The 19,394-nt window shown below is 52.8% G+C and carries 17 protein-coding genes; 6 read left to right on the top strand and 11 right to left on the bottom strand.

Annotation, left to right across the window (positions count from 1 at the left end):
• Positions 1–40: 40 nt before the first annotated feature.
• Together AC6I8L_RS21290 and AC6I8L_RS21285 are read right to left on the bottom strand one after the other, a co-directional pair.
• Entirely contained in the window at positions 41–604 is a 564-nt protein-coding gene (locus AC6I8L_RS21290; protein ID WP_058961750.1) for a fasciclin domain-containing protein, read from the bottom strand.
• Positions 605–752: 148 nt separating this feature from the next.
• Positions 753–977, bottom strand: a complete 225-nt coding sequence (locus tag AC6I8L_RS21285; RefSeq protein WP_058961751.1) for a hypothetical protein — start codon at positions 975–977, stop codon at positions 753–755.
• A gap of 158 nt (positions 978–1,135) precedes the next feature.
• Here AC6I8L_RS21285 and AC6I8L_RS21280 point away from each other — a divergent pair, with 158 nt between their 5' ends.
• Complete coding sequence (locus AC6I8L_RS21280) at positions 1,136–1,519, top strand: VOC family protein (protein ID WP_058961752.1); 384 nt, start codon at positions 1,136–1,138, stop codon at positions 1,517–1,519.
• Between the two features lie 37 nt (positions 1,520–1,556).
• Here the strand turns inward: AC6I8L_RS21280 and AC6I8L_RS21275 are convergent, their stop codons facing one another.
• From AC6I8L_RS21275 to AC6I8L_RS21255, 5 genes are all read right to left on the bottom strand, one after another.
• The gene (locus tag AC6I8L_RS21275) at positions 1,557–3,845 is read right to left on the bottom strand and encodes a molybdopterin-dependent oxidoreductase (RefSeq protein WP_058961753.1); all 2,289 of its coding nucleotides are present in this window, start codon (positions 3,843–3,845) and stop codon (positions 1,557–1,559) included.
• Positions 3,846–3,880: 35 nt separating this feature from the next.
• Positions 3,881–4,642 (bottom strand): amino acid ABC transporter ATP-binding protein, encoded by a 762-nt coding sequence (locus AC6I8L_RS21270; RefSeq protein WP_058961754.1) that lies wholly within the window; start codon positions 4,640–4,642, stop codon positions 3,881–3,883.
• On the bottom strand, positions 4,635–5,558 hold the full coding sequence (locus tag AC6I8L_RS21265) for an amino acid ABC transporter permease (RefSeq protein WP_034827514.1): 924 nt from the start codon (positions 5,556–5,558) through the stop codon (positions 4,635–4,637). The genes AC6I8L_RS21270 and AC6I8L_RS21265 overlap by 8 nt, the downstream gene beginning before the upstream one ends.
• Positions 5,555–6,451, bottom strand: coding sequence for an ABC transporter substrate-binding protein (locus AC6I8L_RS21260; RefSeq protein ID WP_058961755.1), 897 nt, complete (start codon positions 6,449–6,451; stop codon positions 5,555–5,557). The genes AC6I8L_RS21265 and AC6I8L_RS21260 overlap by 4 nt, the downstream gene beginning before the upstream one ends.
• Positions 6,452–6,779: 328 nt before the next feature.
• Entirely contained in the window at positions 6,780–7,892 is a 1,113-nt protein-coding gene (locus AC6I8L_RS21255) for a cellulase family glycosylhydrolase (RefSeq protein ID WP_082678146.1), read from the bottom strand.
• A 420-nt stretch (positions 7,893–8,312) separates the two neighbouring features.
• Between AC6I8L_RS21255 and AC6I8L_RS21250 the strand changes: the two genes are divergently transcribed.
• From AC6I8L_RS21250 to AC6I8L_RS21240, 3 genes are all read left to right on the top strand, one after another.
• Complete coding sequence (locus AC6I8L_RS21250; protein ID WP_201785690.1) at positions 8,313–10,481, top strand: TonB-dependent siderophore receptor; 2,169 nt, start codon at positions 8,313–8,315, stop codon at positions 10,479–10,481.
• Between the two features lie 205 nt (positions 10,482–10,686).
• Complete coding sequence (gene iolE / locus AC6I8L_RS21245) at positions 10,687–11,610, top strand: myo-inosose-2 dehydratase (protein ID WP_058961757.1); 924 nt, start codon at positions 10,687–10,689, stop codon at positions 11,608–11,610.
• A 10-nt stretch (positions 11,611–11,620) separates the two neighbouring features.
• Complete coding sequence (locus tag AC6I8L_RS21240; protein WP_058961758.1) at positions 11,621–12,802, top strand: Gfo/Idh/MocA family protein; 1,182 nt, start codon at positions 11,621–11,623, stop codon at positions 12,800–12,802.
• Here AC6I8L_RS21240 and AC6I8L_RS21235 read toward each other — a convergent pair.
• From AC6I8L_RS21235 to AC6I8L_RS21225, 3 genes are all read right to left on the bottom strand, one after another.
• Positions 12,799–13,713: an alpha/beta fold hydrolase gene (locus AC6I8L_RS21235; RefSeq protein ID WP_479400037.1), complete on the bottom strand. Its 915-nt coding sequence runs from the start codon at positions 13,711–13,713 to the stop codon at positions 12,799–12,801. The genes AC6I8L_RS21240 and AC6I8L_RS21235 overlap by 4 nt on opposite strands.
• A gap of 218 nt (positions 13,714–13,931) precedes the next feature.
• Positions 13,932–14,375, bottom strand: coding sequence for a GNAT family N-acetyltransferase (locus tag AC6I8L_RS21230; RefSeq protein WP_058961759.1), 444 nt, complete (start codon positions 14,373–14,375; stop codon positions 13,932–13,934).
• On the bottom strand, positions 14,359–14,904 hold the full coding sequence (locus AC6I8L_RS21225) for a GNAT family N-acetyltransferase (RefSeq protein WP_058961760.1): 546 nt from the start codon (positions 14,902–14,904) through the stop codon (positions 14,359–14,361). Before AC6I8L_RS21225 ends, AC6I8L_RS21230 begins: the two co-directional genes overlap by 17 nt.
• A gap of 120 nt (positions 14,905–15,024) precedes the next feature.
• Between AC6I8L_RS21225 and AC6I8L_RS21220 the strand changes: the two genes are divergently transcribed.
• A complete protein-coding gene (locus tag AC6I8L_RS21220) occupies positions 15,025–15,942 on the top strand; it encodes a DMT family transporter (protein ID WP_058961761.1) in 918 nt (305 codons plus the stop codon).
• Between the two features lie 2 nt (positions 15,943–15,944).
• On the opposite strand, the gene AC6I8L_RS21215 is transcribed toward AC6I8L_RS21220, so the two are convergent.
• The gene (locus AC6I8L_RS21215) at positions 15,945–16,832 is read right to left on the bottom strand and encodes a MurR/RpiR family transcriptional regulator (protein ID WP_058961762.1); all 888 of its coding nucleotides are present in this window, start codon (positions 16,830–16,832) and stop codon (positions 15,945–15,947) included.
• A gap of 417 nt (positions 16,833–17,249) precedes the next feature.
• Between AC6I8L_RS21215 and AC6I8L_RS21210 the strand changes: the two genes are divergently transcribed.
• Complete coding sequence (locus AC6I8L_RS21210; protein WP_058961763.1) at positions 17,250–19,379, top strand: TonB-dependent siderophore receptor; 2,130 nt, start codon at positions 17,250–17,252, stop codon at positions 19,377–19,379.
• Positions 19,380–19,394 lie beyond the last annotated feature (15 nt).

Raw genomic sequence — 19,394 nt, 5'->3', positions numbered from 1 at the left:
TTTCCCGGAAGGCATTGAAATGCCTTCCGAGTATAGACAATTACTTAGGCATCAGGACGGTATCAATGACATCGATTACACCGTTTTTCTGATTCACATCATAAGTACTGATATTGGCCACATTGCCCATGCCATCTTTTAACTGAATATTGTGAGGACCGTTGCTCATAATCCACAGCGGCTGACCGTTGACGGTTTTCAGTTCAGCATGGCCGCCACCTTGTTTGATTTTCATTTCCAGCGCTTTCATGTCGTATTTACCCGCCACAACATGGTAAGTCAGGATGCTGGTCAACTTAGCTTTGTTTTCCGGTTTAACCAGACTATCCACGGTGCCAGCAGGCAATTTCGCAAACGCGGCATTGGTTGGCGCGAACACCGTGAACGGACCTTTACCCTGCAGCGTGTCGACTAATCCCGCCGCTTTTACTGCTGCTACCAAAGTGGTGTGATCTTTAGAATTGAGGGCATTTTCAATGATGTTTTTCTGCGGGTACATGGCGGCACCGCCGACCATGACAGAATCAGAATTCATGGCTGCGAAGGTGGTGGCAGTGAACATTAACGCGCCTGAGATGACTGCAGTGGTGATTAGCTTTTTCATCATAAATCCTCGTTGTAGGGGAGCGAAGGAGTTGCTCACAACGGGATATACGTAAGGAGGGTCACAACTGGATGCAGGCTGGAGAAAATATTTTTAAAAAAAATCACAAGACGGCCAAAACAGCCGTCATGTGTGCAGTCACCTGCGGTTAAATCTGGTCTTCTGGCTCGAGCGCGTCCTGAATCGCATCCGCCAGGTTGGAGATCTCATTAGCAACCGCCTGAAGATCCCATGACGCTTTTGAACCGCTGGCGGAGGTTGAGGCACTGACGGATTCCTTCGCCACAGTTAAAGCGGCCGCCACAGCGATGGTCCGCTTGTGTTGTTCCGGCGTCATGCCCATTGGGGGTGGTGCAAAGTAGTCATTGACCATTTCATCTCTCCATTTACAGCGTTCAATAAAAATAAAACCTGCGTGCATTATCAGGATATTGAGCGCGAGTGCGACTAAAAGTTTACACCACACTCCTGACAGTTTCTGTCACAGCTCTCTCGTAATCTACAGCGGTAAACACACAAGGAGAAAAAACCATGTTCACTGCTGATATGACCATTCTTTACGTTCCCAACGTTGTGAAGAGTGCCGACTTTTATGCATCGCTGTTTGATATCAAGCCAATTAACGTCGCGCCCACTTTTGCGATGTTTGTTTTTGAGAATGGATTCAAACTGGGTTTGTGGTCGAAATATACCGTTCAACCGCCGGTGGAGACGCAACATTTTACGGCCAACGGTGAAATCACTTTTAAAGTGCAGCACAAAGCCGACGTCGATTTCCTCTACAACGAATGGGGCGCGTTCCGTGAGATCACCATTGTACAGTCTCCGACCGAGATGGATTTTGGCTACACCTTCACGGCTATCGATCCTGATGGGCATCGTCTGCGCGTAATGTGGTTGCAGTTAGAAGATTAATGTTCTGGGGCGGCCATGCGGCCGCCCATTGAGAACGCTAACTTTGCGGCGGGATGAATGCCTGCACCGGCGTCAGTTCCCCGGTGTATTTACGCACCTGCACTACGGTGATTTGGCCACTGCAGCCTTGAGTCAACGACGAGGTGCCAATATCCAGCGTCAGCACATTCGGGTTGCCGTGACGGCATAACGGCCGCAGCGCGGTGGGATCGACGGGATCGTACCAGGCACCCGTCGGCAACTGCACCACGCCCGGCATCACCGTGTCGGTCACACGCGCGCTGGCGAGTACGTGACCACGTTGGTTATAAAGCTCAATAATCTCGCCATCTTGAATACCCAAAGATGCCGCATCATCCGAATTCAGGCTGCACACTTCACGCCCATCACGTTTGCCGCTCAGGCTGTAATCACCAAAATCCAACTGACTGTGCAGACGCGTCGCGGGCTGGTTAGCGATCAGCCAGAACGGATGGTCGGCATCGGGCTTTTGCTGCGGCTCTCGCCACACTGGATGTCCCGGACAGTTTTCATAATCGAAGCTGGCAATCGTCGCCGAATAGATTTCGATTTTTCCGCTCGGTGTTGGCAGTGGTGAAGCATCCGGATCGGCACGGAAGGCGTTCATCATCCGTCCACCGTCTTTGAGCTGCGGCAATTCCAGCACGCCCTGCTGCCAGAACTGTTCAAAATCGGGAATGTCGACCTGATGCGTTGCCAGCTTTTGCTGCAATTGCGCGTAATGGTGTTTCAGCCAGCCACGCGTATCGCGACCTTCGGTAAACGCCTCTTCATGTCCCAGCCTGCGCGCCAGCTCAGCAAAAATGGCGTAATCGTCTTTGGCTTCGCCGTGCGGTTGCGCGACCGGCTGCATAGCAAACAGATGGCGATCGGTTGGCGCACCGCCGATATCTTCTCGCTCCAGTGTCATGGTCGCGGGCAACACGATATCGGCATGGCGTGCACTGGCCGTCCACGCAATCTCATGCACAATCAGCGTATCCAGCTGGCAAAATGCCTGACGGAGTCGCGCTAAATCCTGATGGTGGTGGAACGGATTACCGCCCGCCCAGTAAGCCAGACGGATATGTGGATAGGTTAAACGACGGCCGTTGTAGTCGAACGGTTTGCCAGGATTGAGCAACATGTCCGAAATACGCGCCACCGGGATGAGACGATCGATGCCATTCTTACCCTGCGGCAAAGCCGGGAAACTCACCAGGTTGTGATGCTTACCGTAGTGACCCAACGCACCCAGCGCATAGGTATAACCGCCGCCCGGTAAACCCGGTTGGCCCAGCGCGGCGGCCAGCACCAGCCCGAGCCACACGGGTTGTTCACCGTGTTCCGAACGTTGCAGCGCATGCGCAACGGTCACCAGCACGCGTTTACCGGGTAGCTGGCGGGCAAAATCAGTGATAAATGCCGCGCTGACGCCGCAGATCTCTGCTGCCCAGGCGGCATCACGCGGTGTGCCATCCTCTTCACCACGGATATAGGCAACCATTTCCGGCCAACCCACGGTGTAGCGACTCAGGAAGGCTTCATCCGTCAGCTGTTCTTCAATCAATACGGACAGAACACCGAGAATAAAAGCGGCATCGGTGCCTGGACGCAAGGCCAGCCACTCCCCTTTGGCTTCGTCGGGCAGATCGCTTTTCAATGGGCTTACTGAGATAAAACGTGTGCCGCGTTGCGCGGCCTGATGCATAAAACCGCGCTCGGTGTGTTCACTTAATCCACCGCTCGCCACCTGCGAGTTTTTCAGCGCCAGACCACCAAAGGCGATAACAATTTTACTGTGCTGGGCAATCTCTTCCCAACTCACGCCACGTCGCGCAATCTCGTTCATGTCGCCGACGATATGTGGCAGCAGCACCGAAGCAGAGCCCGAACTGTAGCTGTTTACCGAACGCACATAGCCGCCCAGCGTGGTGTTCAGGAATCGGTGTACCTGGCTTTGCGCATGATGAAATCGCCCGGCACTCGACCAGCCATAAGAACCGCCAAAAATGCCTTCCGGGCCATGAGTGTCGCCCACGCGCTTCAATTCACGCGAGACCAGTTCGTAAGCCTGCTCCCAGCTAACAGCAACGTATTCGTCATTGCCACGGCGCTGATCGGGGCCGGGGCCCTCTTCCAGCCAGCCACGACGCACCATCGGGCGCGAGACGCGTGCCGGATGATTTAAAGCGGTGCGGAAATTTTGCAGCAGCGGGCTGGGATCGGGATCGCCTTTAAAGGGTTCGATAGTGAGCTGGTCGCCCGATTGCTGGGCATGAAAAGCGCCCCAGTGGGCGCTGTGTATTACCGGTTTTTGCGTCATCACTGTTCCTGGCTGTCAAAAATGAAAAACGGTGCTTAGAGCACCGTTGCAATAAAGTTTCTTACGCGCCCGTTTTCCGGGTCGTCGAGGACTTGTTGAGTGGGTCCAGCTGCCACGATTTTGCCGTCTTCCATAAAGACAATGTTGTCGGCAACCTCGCGCGCGAAACCAATCTCGTGCGTCACAATTACCATGGTGATGCCGGAGTGCGCCAGTTGCTTAATCACTTGCAACACTTCGCCCACCAGTTCTGGATCCAGTGCCGATGTCGGCTCATCGAACAGCATCACACCCGGGTCCATCGCCAGCGCGCGCGCAATGGCCACACGCTGTTGCTGTCCGCCGGAAAGATTCTGCGGCCACTCCTCTTCGCGCCCTGCCAGCCCCACCTGCTTAAGCAGTGACAGCGCTTTGCTGGTCGCCTGTTGGCGGTTCTGTTTTTTCACGCGCATCGGTGCATCAACGATGTTCTGTAACACCGTGCGATGCGGGAACAGGTTGAACTGCTGGAACACCATGCCAATTTGCGCACGCTGACGCGCAATCTCACTGCTGCTTAACTCATGCAGCGCCTGGCCTTTTTGTTTGTAGCCAATGATTTCGCCACCAATCCGAATGGTGCCGCCATCCAGCTTTTCCAGGTGGTTAATGCAGCGCAGCAAGGTGGATTTCCCCGAACCAGAAGGCCCGAGGATCACCGTCACCGAACCAGCGGGAATATCCAGATTCACTTCATCCAGAATCGTGACGCCAGAGAAGCGTTTAGTGACTTTACGTAAGGCGATCGCTTCAGCCATTGCTTACGCTCCTTTCAGGTTTTTGCGCGCTAAAGCCCGGCAAGGATTTAAACAGACTGCGTTTTTCACGACGCGTAACGCCACGACCAAAATAGCGTTCAACGTAGAACTGACCAATCGACAGTACCGAGGTCATCAGCAGATACCACAGCGTCGCCACCAGCAGCAGCGGAATCACTTCATAAGTACGCTGATAAATGATCTGCGCGGAGAACAGCACATCCTGCAGCGAAATGACTGACACGACGGCAGTGGTTTTCAACTGACCGATAATTTCATTACCAGCAGGTGGCATGATGGCGCGCATCGCCTGTGGCAACACCGTGTGTCGGAAAATCTGCGCGGGGCGGTAACCCAGCGCACGTGCGGCTTCCAGTTGTCCGTTTCCTACGCTTTGGATACCGGCACGCACAATTTCAGCGGCATAGGCAGACTGATGCATCACCAGCGCGATCACCGCCGCACTGAATGGACTCACCAGCGCATTAGATTGGGTGCTCCACAGCTCGCCCAGGCCTGGGATTGAGAGTGAAATCGTCGGATAAAGTGCGGCAATGTTGTACCACAGGAACAGCTGCACCAGCATCGGCACACCCCGGAAGAACCAGGTATAGAACCAACTCACGCCCACCAGCACGGGGTTGGATGAGAGGCGCATCAGCGCCAGCACCGTACCAAACGCAAAGCCCAGCACCACCGAAATCGCCGTCAGTTGCAGCGTCATTAATACGCCCTGCAAGATCGATTCGCCGGTGAAATTTTCCGCAATCACGCTCCATTCGAAGCGTGGATTGTTAATCATCGAGTGCGCCATTGCCACGACGCACAACAGCACCACCAGCGCACTCAGCCAGCGTCCGTAGTAACGTTTGCCGACAATTTTCAAATCATCGGTGTGGTCACGTACATCACTCATTGAAAGATTTCCTGGTTACGTTTGGATTCTTTAACCGCGCCAAAACCGATGCCCCAGTTGTCGAGGATCTTCTGGTAGCTACCATCTTTGATCAGCGAGTTAAGTGCCGCTTGCACCGCAGGCTCAAGCGCAGAATCTTTCGGGAAAGCCACAGAAACAGGCGCGTCATGCACGGTGATTTCGCCGCTCAGGGTGATAGGTTTAATCACTTTCGCCTGCCACAGCAGACCTTCGTACGGGCCAAGGAACATCGGCACGCGACCGCTGACGACAGCCTGAACACCGGCTGGACGATCCGGGAATACGGATACTTTGATCGGCTTTTTACCCGCTGCTTCACAGGCTTTGCTGGCTTCTTCCAGACGCGTCACCTGCGTAGTGCCTGAACCTGCGCCAACTTCCAGGCCGCACACGGCGTCCAGGGTTTTGAACGGTGCCACATTGGCATCTTTGCGCGAGATAATGCCCAACAGGCTGGCATCGTAATAGCTCACGAAATCGATAATTTTGGCGCGGGTCGCGGTGGCATTAATGTTCGAGAGCGCAACATCGTAACGACCGGTTTTCAGGCCGGGAATGATGTTGTCGAAACCGCCGGTGTCACGCCACTGGACCTGGATCCCTAAGCGTTCGCCCACGGCGTTCATCACGTCAATTTCACGTCCGGCCAGGGTTTTGTTGTCTTCTTTATAGAAGGTGGTCGGCGGCGTGTTTGGGTTGGTTCCTGCCACGATGTAGCCGCGCTTAACCACATCCGCCGGCAGCAAGCTTTTCAGTGCCGGGTCGGCCTTAACATGGAGTGAGCTGTCAGTTGGGACGGATTGATCGGCGGCAAACGCGGTGTGCGCACTCAATGCAAGTGCAAGCAAGGTGATACCTTTGGCGAGTTTCACTGGAACCTTCTCCTGATATATATAAATGTTTCCCTGTAGGGAAAAGGCGTTGAGGTAGCGATGTATTTTTCTTCTTTCTCACCTTACGGCGGAAAGAAATTTTCATCCTCTGAACGTCCCGGAGCCATTCTCAGTAAGATGTGCAGCGATCACAAATGCGAAAAACGGATATCTATTGCCATAATTCGGGAATAGAACGTAGTGCCCGTGGTGCCGGGGATGACCGCGCCAGCGATGGCGCGGTTTCAGGTGAGGTATTCAGATTTAGTCAGGTATTCGGCAGCCTGCTTTTGCCATGGCTTATGAACGTATTCTTCTTACCAAGACATTATTGTTCTAAGCGTTTGCGTATAGGCTCAAACTCTTTAGTCGCATGGCGTGGAACGATATCGGGTAAATTCTGCTCGGCTGCCTGCCAGTATTGCCACGACACTTTCTTGTCGCCCAGTTCGTAATCCATACCATCCCAGCTGTCTTCACGGAAGCTGTAGAACGCCCAATGTGCCTGCTGCTGATCCAATACCGTTAATACATCCTCCAGATATTGTGTGCAGCCTGGCAAGGTGCGCACACAACCGAACTCCCCTACCACCATTTGATGGCGAGCCACGCCGCGCGCTTTCGCCCACTCAAACGGCAGCGCTAAATATTCTGCCACGCGTTGTGCATCCCACTGTTGCTGCAATCCCGCAAACGGGACTTTACCCGGGTAAGGCCAGGGCGCTTTGCGTTTGGCATTCGGTGCACTGGTGGCGGAATAAGGCTCATACATGTGCACGCTATATAACACCCGTTTATCTTCGAGCGGCTGTGGCCAATACGTGAAGGCATCGGCGGCAGCGTACCAGCCACTGTCGACCATCACCGGCGTCTGCTGATCGACTTCGCGAATCGCCGCAATCACGGTGCGGTAAAACTCCGGTAAATCCCGCGCGGTACCCTTGTGCTGCAGATACCAGCTTTTCATGGTTGCGGCAGACGCATGTTCGTCCAGACCACCCATTTTCTCCGGTGCGGGTTCATTAATGATGTTGTATGCCGCTACTGCAGGGTGGTCTTGCAATGCAGCCGCAAGGTCACGCCAATAACGGGCACTTTGCTGCCAGAAAGCGTTGTCTTGCCACAGCCGGTCGTCGAACTGTCCGCCGTTATTTTGTGACCATCGCATGCCGGGTAAGGAAAGCGGCGTAATCACCACTTTCAACCCTGCTGCCTCAGCGTTATCCAGCACATTTCTCAAAGTGGCGACATCTTCCGCCACTAATCCCTGGTAGCGATCCGCACTGCCCAGCAGAAAATCACGCTGTTTGGTGGGCCATTTATCCCAGGAGAGCCGCACCCAAGAGGCACCGTAAGTGTGGAGAGCATTGAAATAAGCAGTATTGGGTGGAATGCGATTAAAACTGTTGCCGCCATGTTGAGGTTGCAGCCAGAAATCCATCTTATCGGCGGCTCTGGCAACAGAAATAGTGAACGAAATCAGTAACAGGAATGTAAAGGTTTGTATGATCTGGCGCACACTTTCTCCTTGATTTATGAGAGTCCCAGGCACCCTTTTTGGTGCAGGCTCGAAGCTAAACGGATTCCCATGTAGTTACTGTGCGTTATCACTGATTTTAGTCTACTGATTTGCAAGGAATTGATGACAGTTTGATGAACGCTTTTCCTCCGCAACGTTTTTTAAGCACAAACGTCACTCTGGCTTTACGTTTCTTCACGTTTCCCCCGCATTTAGCACCAATCATGGAGAAAAAAAGGAGACGCCGGTTTGTCGCATATACAATGAGAAACATTCTCATTATCATGCGCATTTGCTTACATATGTTAATACTTCAGGGAGAAGATTTAAGTGAATGTAACTTTGTATGTCAGGAAGCGCCCTCTTGCACTGATTGTGGCAGCCTTGCTCACCTCACCTGCTTATGCCGCAGAACCCACGGAAAAACTGGCTGACGATGAATCGATGATCGTCACTGCAGAACAGGGTCTGAAACAACAGCCTGGCGTTTCCACCATTACCGCTGAGGACATTAAGAAAAGTCCACCGGTTAACGACCTCTCCGATATCATCCGCAAAATGCCGGGCGTCAACCTGACCGGTAACGGGGCCAGCGGTAGTCGTGGTAACAACCGTCAGATTGATATTCGCGGCATGGGCCCGGAAAACACCTTAATCCTGATAGATGGCGTGCCGGTCAGTTCGCGTAACTCCGTGCGTTACAGCTGGCGCGGCGAACGTGACTCGCGTGGTGATACCAACTGGGTGCCCGCGGAGATGGTAGAACGTATTGAAGTGATTCGCGGCCCAGCCGCCGCGCGTTACGGTTCCGGTGCGGCTGGCGGCGTGGTGAACATCATCACAAAGCGCCCGACCAATGACTGGCATGGATCGCTGTCACTGTTCACCAATCAGCCCGAAAACAGTAAAGAGGGTGACACGCGTCGCGCCAACTTCAATTTGAGTGGCCCACTGGCTGGCGATGCATTAACCATGCGTTTGTATGGCAATATCAACCGCACCGATGCGGATGCTTATGATATCAATACCGCTCAAAACGGCTCTTATGCTGCGGGACGGGAAGGGGTACGTAATAAAGATATTAACGGTGTACTGTCATGGAAAATCACCCCTACTCAGATCGTTGATTTCTCCTACGGCTATAGCCGTCAGGGCAATATCTATGCGGGCGACACGCAGAACAGCAATGGAAATAGCAGTGCAGGTGGTTTAGTTGAATCTCTGTACGGCAGTGAAACAAACCGCTTATATCGTCAGAGCTATGGCGTCACTCATAACGGTATCTGGGATTGGGGCACATCCAAACTTAATTTCAACTACGAGAAGACCAATAACACTCGCTTGAAAGAAGGCACTGCCGGAAGTGTTGAAGGGATGATTAACAGTAATGTTTATTCGACCAGTCGTCTGGAAAGTTATCGTGCTGGCGGAGAAATAAACTTCCCACTGGAATTATTGGTGGACCAAACCGTGACGTTGGGAGCGGAATGGAACCACGATGAGCTTAATGACCCTGCGTCAATGCAATCTGCAAGTACAAACCTTTACTTGCCAGGTAGTTCAGGCGATCCGTCTCAGCGCAGCAGTACTAACTCCGCCACGATAAGTTCTCTTTATTTTGAAGATAATATTGCCGCCACTGACAGCACTGAAATTATTCCGGGTTTACGCTTTGATTATCATGATGCTTTTGGTGCTAACTGGAGTCCAAGCCTGAATATTTCGCAAGGATTGGGCGACTATTTTACGCTCAAAGCGGGTATTGCGAGGGCATTCAAGGCGCCTAACTTATATCAATCAACTCCCGGCTACCTACTATCAACACGTGGCAATGGCTGCCCAATTGGCCTATCCCAATGTTATTTATTAGGGAATGACAATCTCGATCCTGAAGTGAGCGTCAATAAAGAAGTGGGACTAGAGTTTAACCACGCGGGTTATGTCGCTGGTATCACCTACTTCCGTAACGATTACAAAAACAAAATTGTATCCGGTACTGATGTTGTCTACACCAATGGTACTTACAACGTGCTTCAGTGGGAGAATGGAGGCAAAGCCATTGTAGAGGGGCTGGAAGGGAACCTGACTATTCCATTGATTGCGGACACACTTGAGTGGCGGTCTAATGCGACTTACATGTTCCGTTCAGAAAGTAAGAAGACCGGAAATCCTCTATCGGTCATTCCTGAATTTACTATCAACTCACAATTAGAGTGGCAAGCAACTGATAGCCTTAGCGCCAATATCAACTGGACGCAGTATGGCCGCCAAAAACCGCGCCAAAATGCAGAAACAGTTATTGAGGGAAGACCTGGAGGTCTTTCACAACGTGAAATCAAGCCATATTCCATCGTCGGCTTGAACCTCAATTACGACATCACTAAAAATTTGCGTGCTAATGCGGGTATTAACAACCTGTTTGATAAGCGCATTTATCGTGAAGATGAAGGTGCTTCAACTTACAACGAACCGGGCCGCGCCTATTACGCTGGCGTCACCCTGTCGTTCTGAGTCCTGATGGGTGGCCTTCTAAGGGCCACCTCTATTGACTTGCATTCCTATCTCCCTGTTAACCCATCAATTTCCATCCAAAATCACATCAATATTTTTTTGACGTTTAGCCTGCAAATTTTGATGGTTTTACGTCAAATAACCGCTCGCCGCTGCACATCGCATCCGCTAATTTCATCGCTATCTCCCCTACAGGATATAACCGATGATCAAAGAAGCGTTTTATCGCACAGGTCACCCCGCACCTCAACTCGGCGTCAGCCCACTCTCCTGGGTCAATGAAGTGCTGCAATACCTCGGCGCAGGGACCTCGGCCGAACACTGTTTGAAAGAAGCGAAACAGGCCGGATTTCAGGGCGTCGAGCTAAGTCGCATATTCCCGCGTGAACCGGGTGCATTGAAGCAGCTGTTGGCACAACATCAACTGCAACTGGTGTCAGGCTGGCATGACGGATTTCTCACCGAACGCAGCGTTGAGCAGGAGCTGGATGCGGTGCACAACCATGCCGCCCTGCTGCAGGAAAATGGCGCCAACGTGATGGTGTACGGCGAATGCGGCTGGATGGCTGACAACGCGCTGGATGTGCCACTGAGCACCCGACGTTTGTTGCCGGAGAGTCAGGTCGCCGACTATGCCGATCGCCTTTCCCACTTTGCCGAAGCCCTGTTTGATCGATACGGTTTACGCCTCGCCTATCACCACCATCTCATGATGGTGGCCGAAACGCTGCCGGAAATTCGTGCGCTGTTAAATGCCTGTTCGCCCGCCGTTGGCCTGTTACTGGATACCGGTCACGCCACCGCTGCCGGATTCTCCTATACGCAACTTATTGAGGAATTCGCTGACCGCATTTGCCACATCCATCTAAAAGATGTGCGGTTGGATCGCCTGCAACAGGTGCGAGCCAGCGGTATGACTTTCAACGAAGCCGTGCTCGCAGGGATGTTTACCGTGCCAGGCGACGGCGGCATTGATTATCGACCGCTGGCAGAGTTTATCGCTCGCAGCGGTTATCAGGGCTGGATGGTGGTGGAAGCCGAGCAGGATCCGGCGAAAGCGCCCCCATTGGAGACCGTGACTCGCGCACAACGTTTTGTTGCCCAACACATTTTACCTGCAAACGCTTAAGGAGCCGCTGATGGCTGGAAAAACACTGAATGTTGGCCTGATCGGTTCAGGCTTTATGGGCCAGGCACATGCCGATGCATGGCGCCGCGCGAGTTTACTGTATCGTAACCTGGCGCTGCAACCCGTTCTGCATACGCTGGCAGATGTCACGCCCGCACTGGCCGAAGAAGCGGCTCGACGCTACGGCTTTCAACACAGCACGGCGGACTGGCAGTCGCTGGTGAACAACCCTGAAATCGATATTGTTGATATCACCACGCCTAATAGCATGCACTTCGACATGGCGCTGGCCGCGATTCGTGCAGGTAAACACGTCTACTGCGAAAAGCCGCTCACCGTTTCGTTGCAGGAAGCGCAAACCCTGACCCAGGAAGCTGAGCGAGCAGGTGTGAAAACCATCATGGCGTTCAATAACATCAAAACGCCGGCAGCGCAGTTGGCGAAGCAGATGATCGATCGCGGTGACATCGGCACACCGACACGCTTCCGTGGCTGGTTCGATCAGGGATTTTTCAACGATCCCGAGCTGCCATGGAGTTGGCGTTGCTCGCGCGAACAGGCCGGGTCTGGCTCACTCGGTGACTTAGGCTCACACGTGGTGAGCGTGGCGCAATATTTGATGGGGCCGATCAAGAGCGTGGTAGGACAGGAGCAGCTGTTTATTGACACGCGTCCTGCTGCAGGTGGTGGTTCAGGCTATGGGGCCCAGGCAGATAAACAGGCGGCGCGTTTGAAAGTGGAAAACGACGATCAGTTCCAGGCGCTCGTCACTTTCGAGAACCGCGCCGGTGGCGTGATTGAATCTTCACGCATCTCCGCAGGAAAAGTGTTCGGCATTGCCTGGGAAATCTCGGGCACCGAAGGCACCATCATCATGGACGGTGAGCGCTTTAACGAACTGAAGATTGCACGTTATGGCGATGCGAAACACGATCGCGGCTTTAAAACCATTTATGCCGGTTCTCAGGTCGAGCAGTTTGGAGGCTTCTTTGGCTTCGATTTCGCTGGCGGTGGCCTGGGATACTTCGATGTGAAAGTGATCGAAATTTACGACCTGATTAAAGGCCTCAGCAGCGAAGCCGGTTGTTTCCCGGATTTCCGCTTTGGCCTGGAGAATCAGCAGATCATTGAAGCGATGGTGCGCTCATCTGCCAGTGGTCAACGTGTGGAGATCGCCAGTCTGCGCAACTAACTAAAAAACTCGCGCAGTGCTTCAGCCAGCGCCTGCGGTTGCTCATCCGGGATGAAGTGACCGCAGTGCGCGATTTTGATGCCTGAAACCTCAGCCGCAAACTCCTGAAACGGAATCGCCATATCGGGGATCGAACCCTGATCGGCACTGACCGCCAGCAACGGCACCGTCAGTTTGCCGTTATCATGCAGCCATGCACGGTTTTGTTCCGCCGAGGCGCTCACTTCGCGATAGGCCGCCATGCCTGCGCGCAATGCCCCGTTCTGTTGCAACAAGCGCACATATTCCGCCATATCTTCCGCGTCAAAAACCATTGGGCTGACGGCTTTGCGTTTCAGGAACCAATCCAGATAGATCTCTTCGCGCCCGGCAATTAAGGCTTCAGGCAGATCCGGCAGCAGATGGAAGGCGAAATGCCAGGTTTTCCAGGCCTTATCGGGCGTGGCAGGCAGCGCATCCGGCAAGGTGACGCCCGGAATGCCGGCATCAAGCAGTGCCAGTTTTTTTATCTGATTGGCATAACGCAGGGCAAACGGCCAGGCCACCCACGCACCGACATCATGCGCCGCAAGATAGTAGTGATGGATGTTCAGTTGCAGCAGCAGGCCCTGTACTTTTTCTGCCAGAGAAGTGGTGTCATAGCCGCTGTAAGGCTTATCGGAATCACCCTGACCGGGGAGATCGGGCGCGATAATGAAGTAACGATCGCCAAGCAGAGCCATTACCTTGCGCCACGCAAACCAGCTTTGTGGGAACCCGGCTAACAGCACCAGGGTTTCACCTTGTGGGTTGCCGCCGCTAACGTAGTGGATGCGAACACCGTCTACGGTGGCGTAATGATGGGAAAAATCAGGCAGGTTGGTGACAGGTTGTGACCAGCGCGATGTTATTTTTAATTCTGAGGCATTCATCCGTTACTCCTAAAATTGGAAATGGTTACTTCCTAATTGGTCAAATTTTTGGTTGGATAGGTCGAAATCATAATCGTTCCTGGGCTGGCATGGTTGGCCGCGTTCTCGTATCAAGATTTGAGTTTGCGGTAGGGGAAATACCATTTAGGAAATGATCGATTCCCAAATGGTACAGGATGGTAGGAAGAATTGACAAGCGGTGTGAGTGAAATTGCTGATTAGGGTGCAACACGATATTGCACAAAATCCGTCTTCGTCGCGACCTGATCATACAGTGCCCGGGCTCGGTAATTATTCTCGCGCGTCATCCAATACACTTTCGAGCAGTTCAACGCCTCAGCGGCAGCATTCACCGCTGCGATTAACGCGCGACCCGTACCTTGTTTACGCCCGTCTGGGCTGACGAACAGATCCTGCAGGTAACAATAGTCACCCTGGGTCCAGGTGCTGCGATGGCAAATAAAATGCACCAGCCCAGTCAATTTGCCCTGCTCCTCCGCCACCAGACAATGCATCGGTTCGCCTTCCGCAACCAATCGTTGAAATGTCGTATTGGTGACTTCTTCCGTGACCTCACTGACATAAAAGTCGAGATAGCCCAACCACAGCGATTTCCACTGTGCGTAATCCTCTGCAGTGAGTTTTCTAATCACCTGTTCCATTTCTTTCTCTCCATTGTTGGCGTGTGATGGTGAACATCAAACTGGCGGGCGGATCTTGCGGATTAAACACCCTTTCGAGGAAAGTCATCCCGACCTTTTCCAGTACGCGGCGTGATGCGGTGTGGTTTTCTCTCACCACACCGACAATTTCTTTCAGTTTTAGATCTTCAAAACCGTGGCGGATAGCGCAATGCGCGAGTTCTGTCGCATAGCCTTTTCCCCAGGCATCCGGTTCAAAACGGTAACCCAGATTGTTGGTTCTGCGCCCGTTGAATTCGCTGACGAATACGCCACCGAAACCAATCACATGTTGCGGATTGCTTTTCTCCATGATGACCCAGTCATCGAAACCATGAATAGCGCGGTCTTTGATTCTGCGTAATAACACTTCTCGCGCATGTTCAAGGCTTGGATAAGGCCCGCGTGGGTTGAATTGATGTGTTCGTGCATCGCCATAGATGCGAAAAAGCGCCTGCAAATCCGTGCGCTCAATCGGCCGATACAGCAGCCTTTCAGACTCCCAATGCATTCATTTCCTCGCCGTTTGTTTTGTGATGCAGTGAAGTAACATAGCACCGCGACATCGCTTTGAGTGTTAAGAATTTTTGCTATGATGTCAGCCCATCTTGCTAATGATTGAATCTGAACCATGCGAACATCGGACTCGTTGCGACTTTTGCTGCTGGCGGCTATCTGGGGAGCCAGTTTTCTTTTTATGCGTATTGCCGTTCCCGCGCTGGGTGCGATAAATACGGCTTTTTTGCGCGTGTTATGTGGCGCATTGGGTTTAATCATTGTGATGGCAGTACTGCGCATTCCGCGTCGCTTCGAAGGCAAACTGGGTTGGGCAATGTTGCTGGGTGTGATTAACTCAGGATTACCTTTCCTGATGTATTGCCTTGCCGCTCGCGTGCTGCCCGCAGGCTACTCCGCAATACTCAACGCTACTGCGCCGTTAATGGGTGTCGTGATTGGTGCGGCGTTCTTCAATGAACAACTGACCGTGAGTAAAGTGCTGGGTATGGTGGCCGGTGTTGTCGGCATTATGTTAATCAGCACCACTGGCGAAGTCGTACTCTCGCACGCGCTGGTGCTCGGTATCGCGGCTTGTCTGGTCGCCACCACCTGTTATGGTTTTGCTGGCTTTCTCGCTAAGCGCTGGATTGGGTCGCGCGGTGGGCTTGATGCCACGAAAGTCGCGTTCGGCAGCCAGTTGGGCGCCTCGCTTTTCCTGCTGCCTTTCTTTGCCTTCAGCGCCCCGCAAACGCCGGCGGCGAACTGGCAAATACCTGAAGTCTGGGCCTGTATTTTGGCCGTCGGCTTTATTTGCACCGCGCTGGCCTACATCATCTATTTCCGCTTGCTGGCCGATATTGGCCCGCTGCGCACCCTCACCGTCACCTTCCTGATTCCGCCTTTTGGCATCCTGTGGGGCTGGTTAGTGCTGGACGAGCAGATCAACCAGGGCTTTATGGGCGGTGCATTGTTGATAGTGCTGGCGGTATGGCTTGTCACGCGCAGCGGAATGGTCAAAGCTGCCAGGCCGACTACCACTGGCAGTCAATAGCGCTATTTTTTACTGGTGGGCTTTAGCGACCGATTGAGATCCTGAATACGCTTCATGGTTTTTACCGTGCGCGAAGAAGTCGCTGAAGCCACTGATAAAGTCAACATCTCTAAGCACACCAGCACGGTGCCATGCAGCGGCATGCGGCCGTTTTCCCCACCGCGCGGCACGTTGATAATCACATCCGCTTCTTTAGCGAAGGCTGAATCTAAGGCATTGGTCAGCAAAATCACCGGCATCCCCAGCCGCTTCGCCTCTTTCAGGGTAGTCAGCCCTTCTTTATGGGCAGATTTCTGCGCCATCATAATCAGCACATCACCACGCTGTAAGGTGATCAACTGTTCAGCGAGGGCAATACCCGAACGATTGAGCGTGACGGCAGGAATGCCAATGCGCGTGAACAGCCGAGCACTGTAATCCGCCAGAATCCCTGAAGCATTAATGCCAAACAGCGCGACCTGACGCGCGTCGATCAACATCGCGACAGCCTGCGCGACCGCTTGCCGATTGTGAGGTTCCGAGAGGGCATCGCAGGCGCGTTTATGGCCACCCAGTACGAAATCGATCCCCGAATTGATGTCACACGACAGTTCGCTGACGGTGGCGCTCATCTTCTCTTCTGAATTCATCGCCGGGCCGAACCAGGCTTTCAACGTGGTTTTCAAATCACGCAAACCGGCAAATCCCAATGCCTGAACGGCACGCACCACGGTGGCATCTGAGGTATGAGTCGCATCCGCTATTTCCATGGCGGTGGCATCTAATATTGCCTCACGATTATCGTGGATATATCGCGCGACGGATTGAAGGCTGGACGATAATGACGGAGCGCGTGCGCGATAGCGTTCACCTAATACATCAACCCGATTTTTAATTTTATTTATGGCCATCTTTTTACCTGTTTATCATCAGGGCGTGATTTCGTCCCCCATTTAGGCACGGTATTGTAGTGATATTTCTTGTTTAATCCAGCACCCTGATCGCTATCACTCCTTTGGGGTGGAACGTTTGATTACAGCAAGAAATCTATTTATCTAACTGTTTTTGTTGTATTTATAACAATTAAACCTCAAATGGAAATGGCGTTGATGGACTCTATTCCTGCTGTAGTATCCACGCCATTATTTCCGTTTACTACTACATTCTTTCATGTTTGAATGATTCTTAATAACATCACGCCATCTCAGTTAAGGCGCACGATCCACAGAGAATGCTTATTTCATGCACTTTTCTCTGCTGAAAATAATTTAATCCTAGCTTCGTTTCATGGACGAGATTAATTCCGCACCAACACCAGGTTTATTTAAATGAATAACAACAAAACTTTCGCTTTTAAACCCACATGCCATCCGGCCATTATCGCCGCTATATACGGTGTCAGCGTTTTCACTGCAGCAGGCAGTCTGGCAGCGGAGAGCAGTAATACCCTGACGGTGTCCGCGCAGGAAAGTCGCCCGCAAGGCTATAACGCCACCAGCAGTTCCGTCGCCAGCAAAACGCCCACGCCGCGTCTGAACGAAGCGCAATCGGTGAGTGTGGTGACCCAACAGCAGCTTGAAGACTATCAGGCCGCTAGTCTCACTGATGCGATGCGCTTTGTCAGTGGTGTCACAGAGGGCAATACTCTGGCAGGCACCGAAGATGGCTTTGTGCGTCGCGGATTTGGCAGCAACTCTGATGGGTCAATCTATCGTGATGGCATTCGCAGCAGCCAGGGGTTGAACTTCGATGCCACCACCGAACGCGTCGAAGTGCTAAAAGGCTCGGCATCCCTGCTCTATGGCATTCAAAATCCGGGCGGCGTGATCAACGTGGTGAGCAAAAAACCGCAATATGACTGGCACACCAAAGTCAGCGGCCGTTCCTCCAGCGAAGGTGGCGGCGCTGGCACCGTCGATGTCACCGGCCCGCTGGGCAACGGCCTGGCTTTCCGCTTGATCGCCGAAAAGCAGAATCAGGATTACTGGCGCAACTTTGGCAGCGACAAACATACGCTGATCGCGCCTTCGTTGCAGTGGTACGGTGAAAAAGCCAGCTTCCTCGTAAGCTATGAAGATTATCAATACGATATTCCCTACGACCGTGGCACCGCCTTTATCAATGGCAAGCCGCTGGATATCGGCTACAAAGATCGTCTCGACGACAAGGCGAATCATGCCTGGGGTCACAACAAAACCCTTAATGCGCACTATGACTGGCAGTTTAATGATGACTGGAGCACGCGCGTCACTTTTGGCTGGAATCAGCGTCAATACGACAACAACGAAGTGCGCGTCACCGCCATTAACCCCACCACCGGCGTCGTGACGCGTCGTGCCGATGCTAACCGTGGCTTTAACCACAAAACGAAATACGTTTCATGGGATCTGCTCGGCTCACAACAGCTGTTGGGCATGACCCACGATGTGGTGATTGGGACAGATTATGAGATGAACCAGACTTATCGCGCGCATCAGTATCAAGGAAAATCCAACACCGGGTTTAACTTTACCGATCCGCAATACGATATCCTGTCACCGGTCACCAATAGCACCACGGAAAACACCGCCAACGCCAATAACCTGAACCGCATTCATAGCCGTTCGGTTTACGCCAAAGACAGTATTTCACTGACGGAACAGTGGATTGCGGTATTTGGCGGACGTTATCAGCATTACGAGCAGCGCGCGTCCAAAGGCTTCGATCCGGTGGTGGAAACACTGAACAGTGAAGGCAATAAATTCCTGCCACAAGCGGGTCTGATTTATAAAATCACCCCTGATGTCTCGCTTTACAGCAGCGTCAGCAAATCCTTTACGCCTTCCACCGATGTGGACGATGACGGCAATGTCGGTAAACCCGAACAGGGCACGACCTGGGAAGTCGGCAGTAAATGGCAGATCTCGCCAAAGCTGTTTGCCAGCGTCGCGTTGTACCGCATTGATGAACGCGACATGTCGCTCAGCATTAACGGTTCAACGCGGGCAATTGATAAAGCACGTTCCAGTGGCGCAGAGTTTGAGCTGAACGGCGAAGTGTTGCCGGGTTGGGATCTCAGCGCTAACTACAGCTACGATAAGGCTGAGATTGTTGATGATGGCGTAAATTCTGCTAACAATGGCAATCGGCTGCAAAATGCACCGCGTCATTCGGGCGCGCTCTATCTCAGCCACAATCTCAGTATCAGCGGCATTCCCGGTGATTTCCGCGTCGGGGGCGGCGCACGCTATGTCGGCTCGCGAGCGGGCGATCCTGAAAATAGCTTCACCATGCCGGATTACGTGGTGGCGGACAGCTTTATCGCCTGGAACAATCAGCTGTTTGGTGAAAAGACACAGCTTAAACTTAATCTGAACAACCTGTTCAACAAGCACTATTACACTTCCAGCGGCGGCAATTTGCGCGTGCGTGAAGGTGAAACCCGCAATCTGATGGTCGAGGCCAGCGTTGAGTTCTGATTCTGTGGTTAAAGC

The organism is Type-E symbiont of Plautia stali (genome assembly GCF_059731115.1).
Note: the sequence above shows the minus strand (reverse complement) of the source record. Positions and strands in the feature narration are given on the sequence as shown.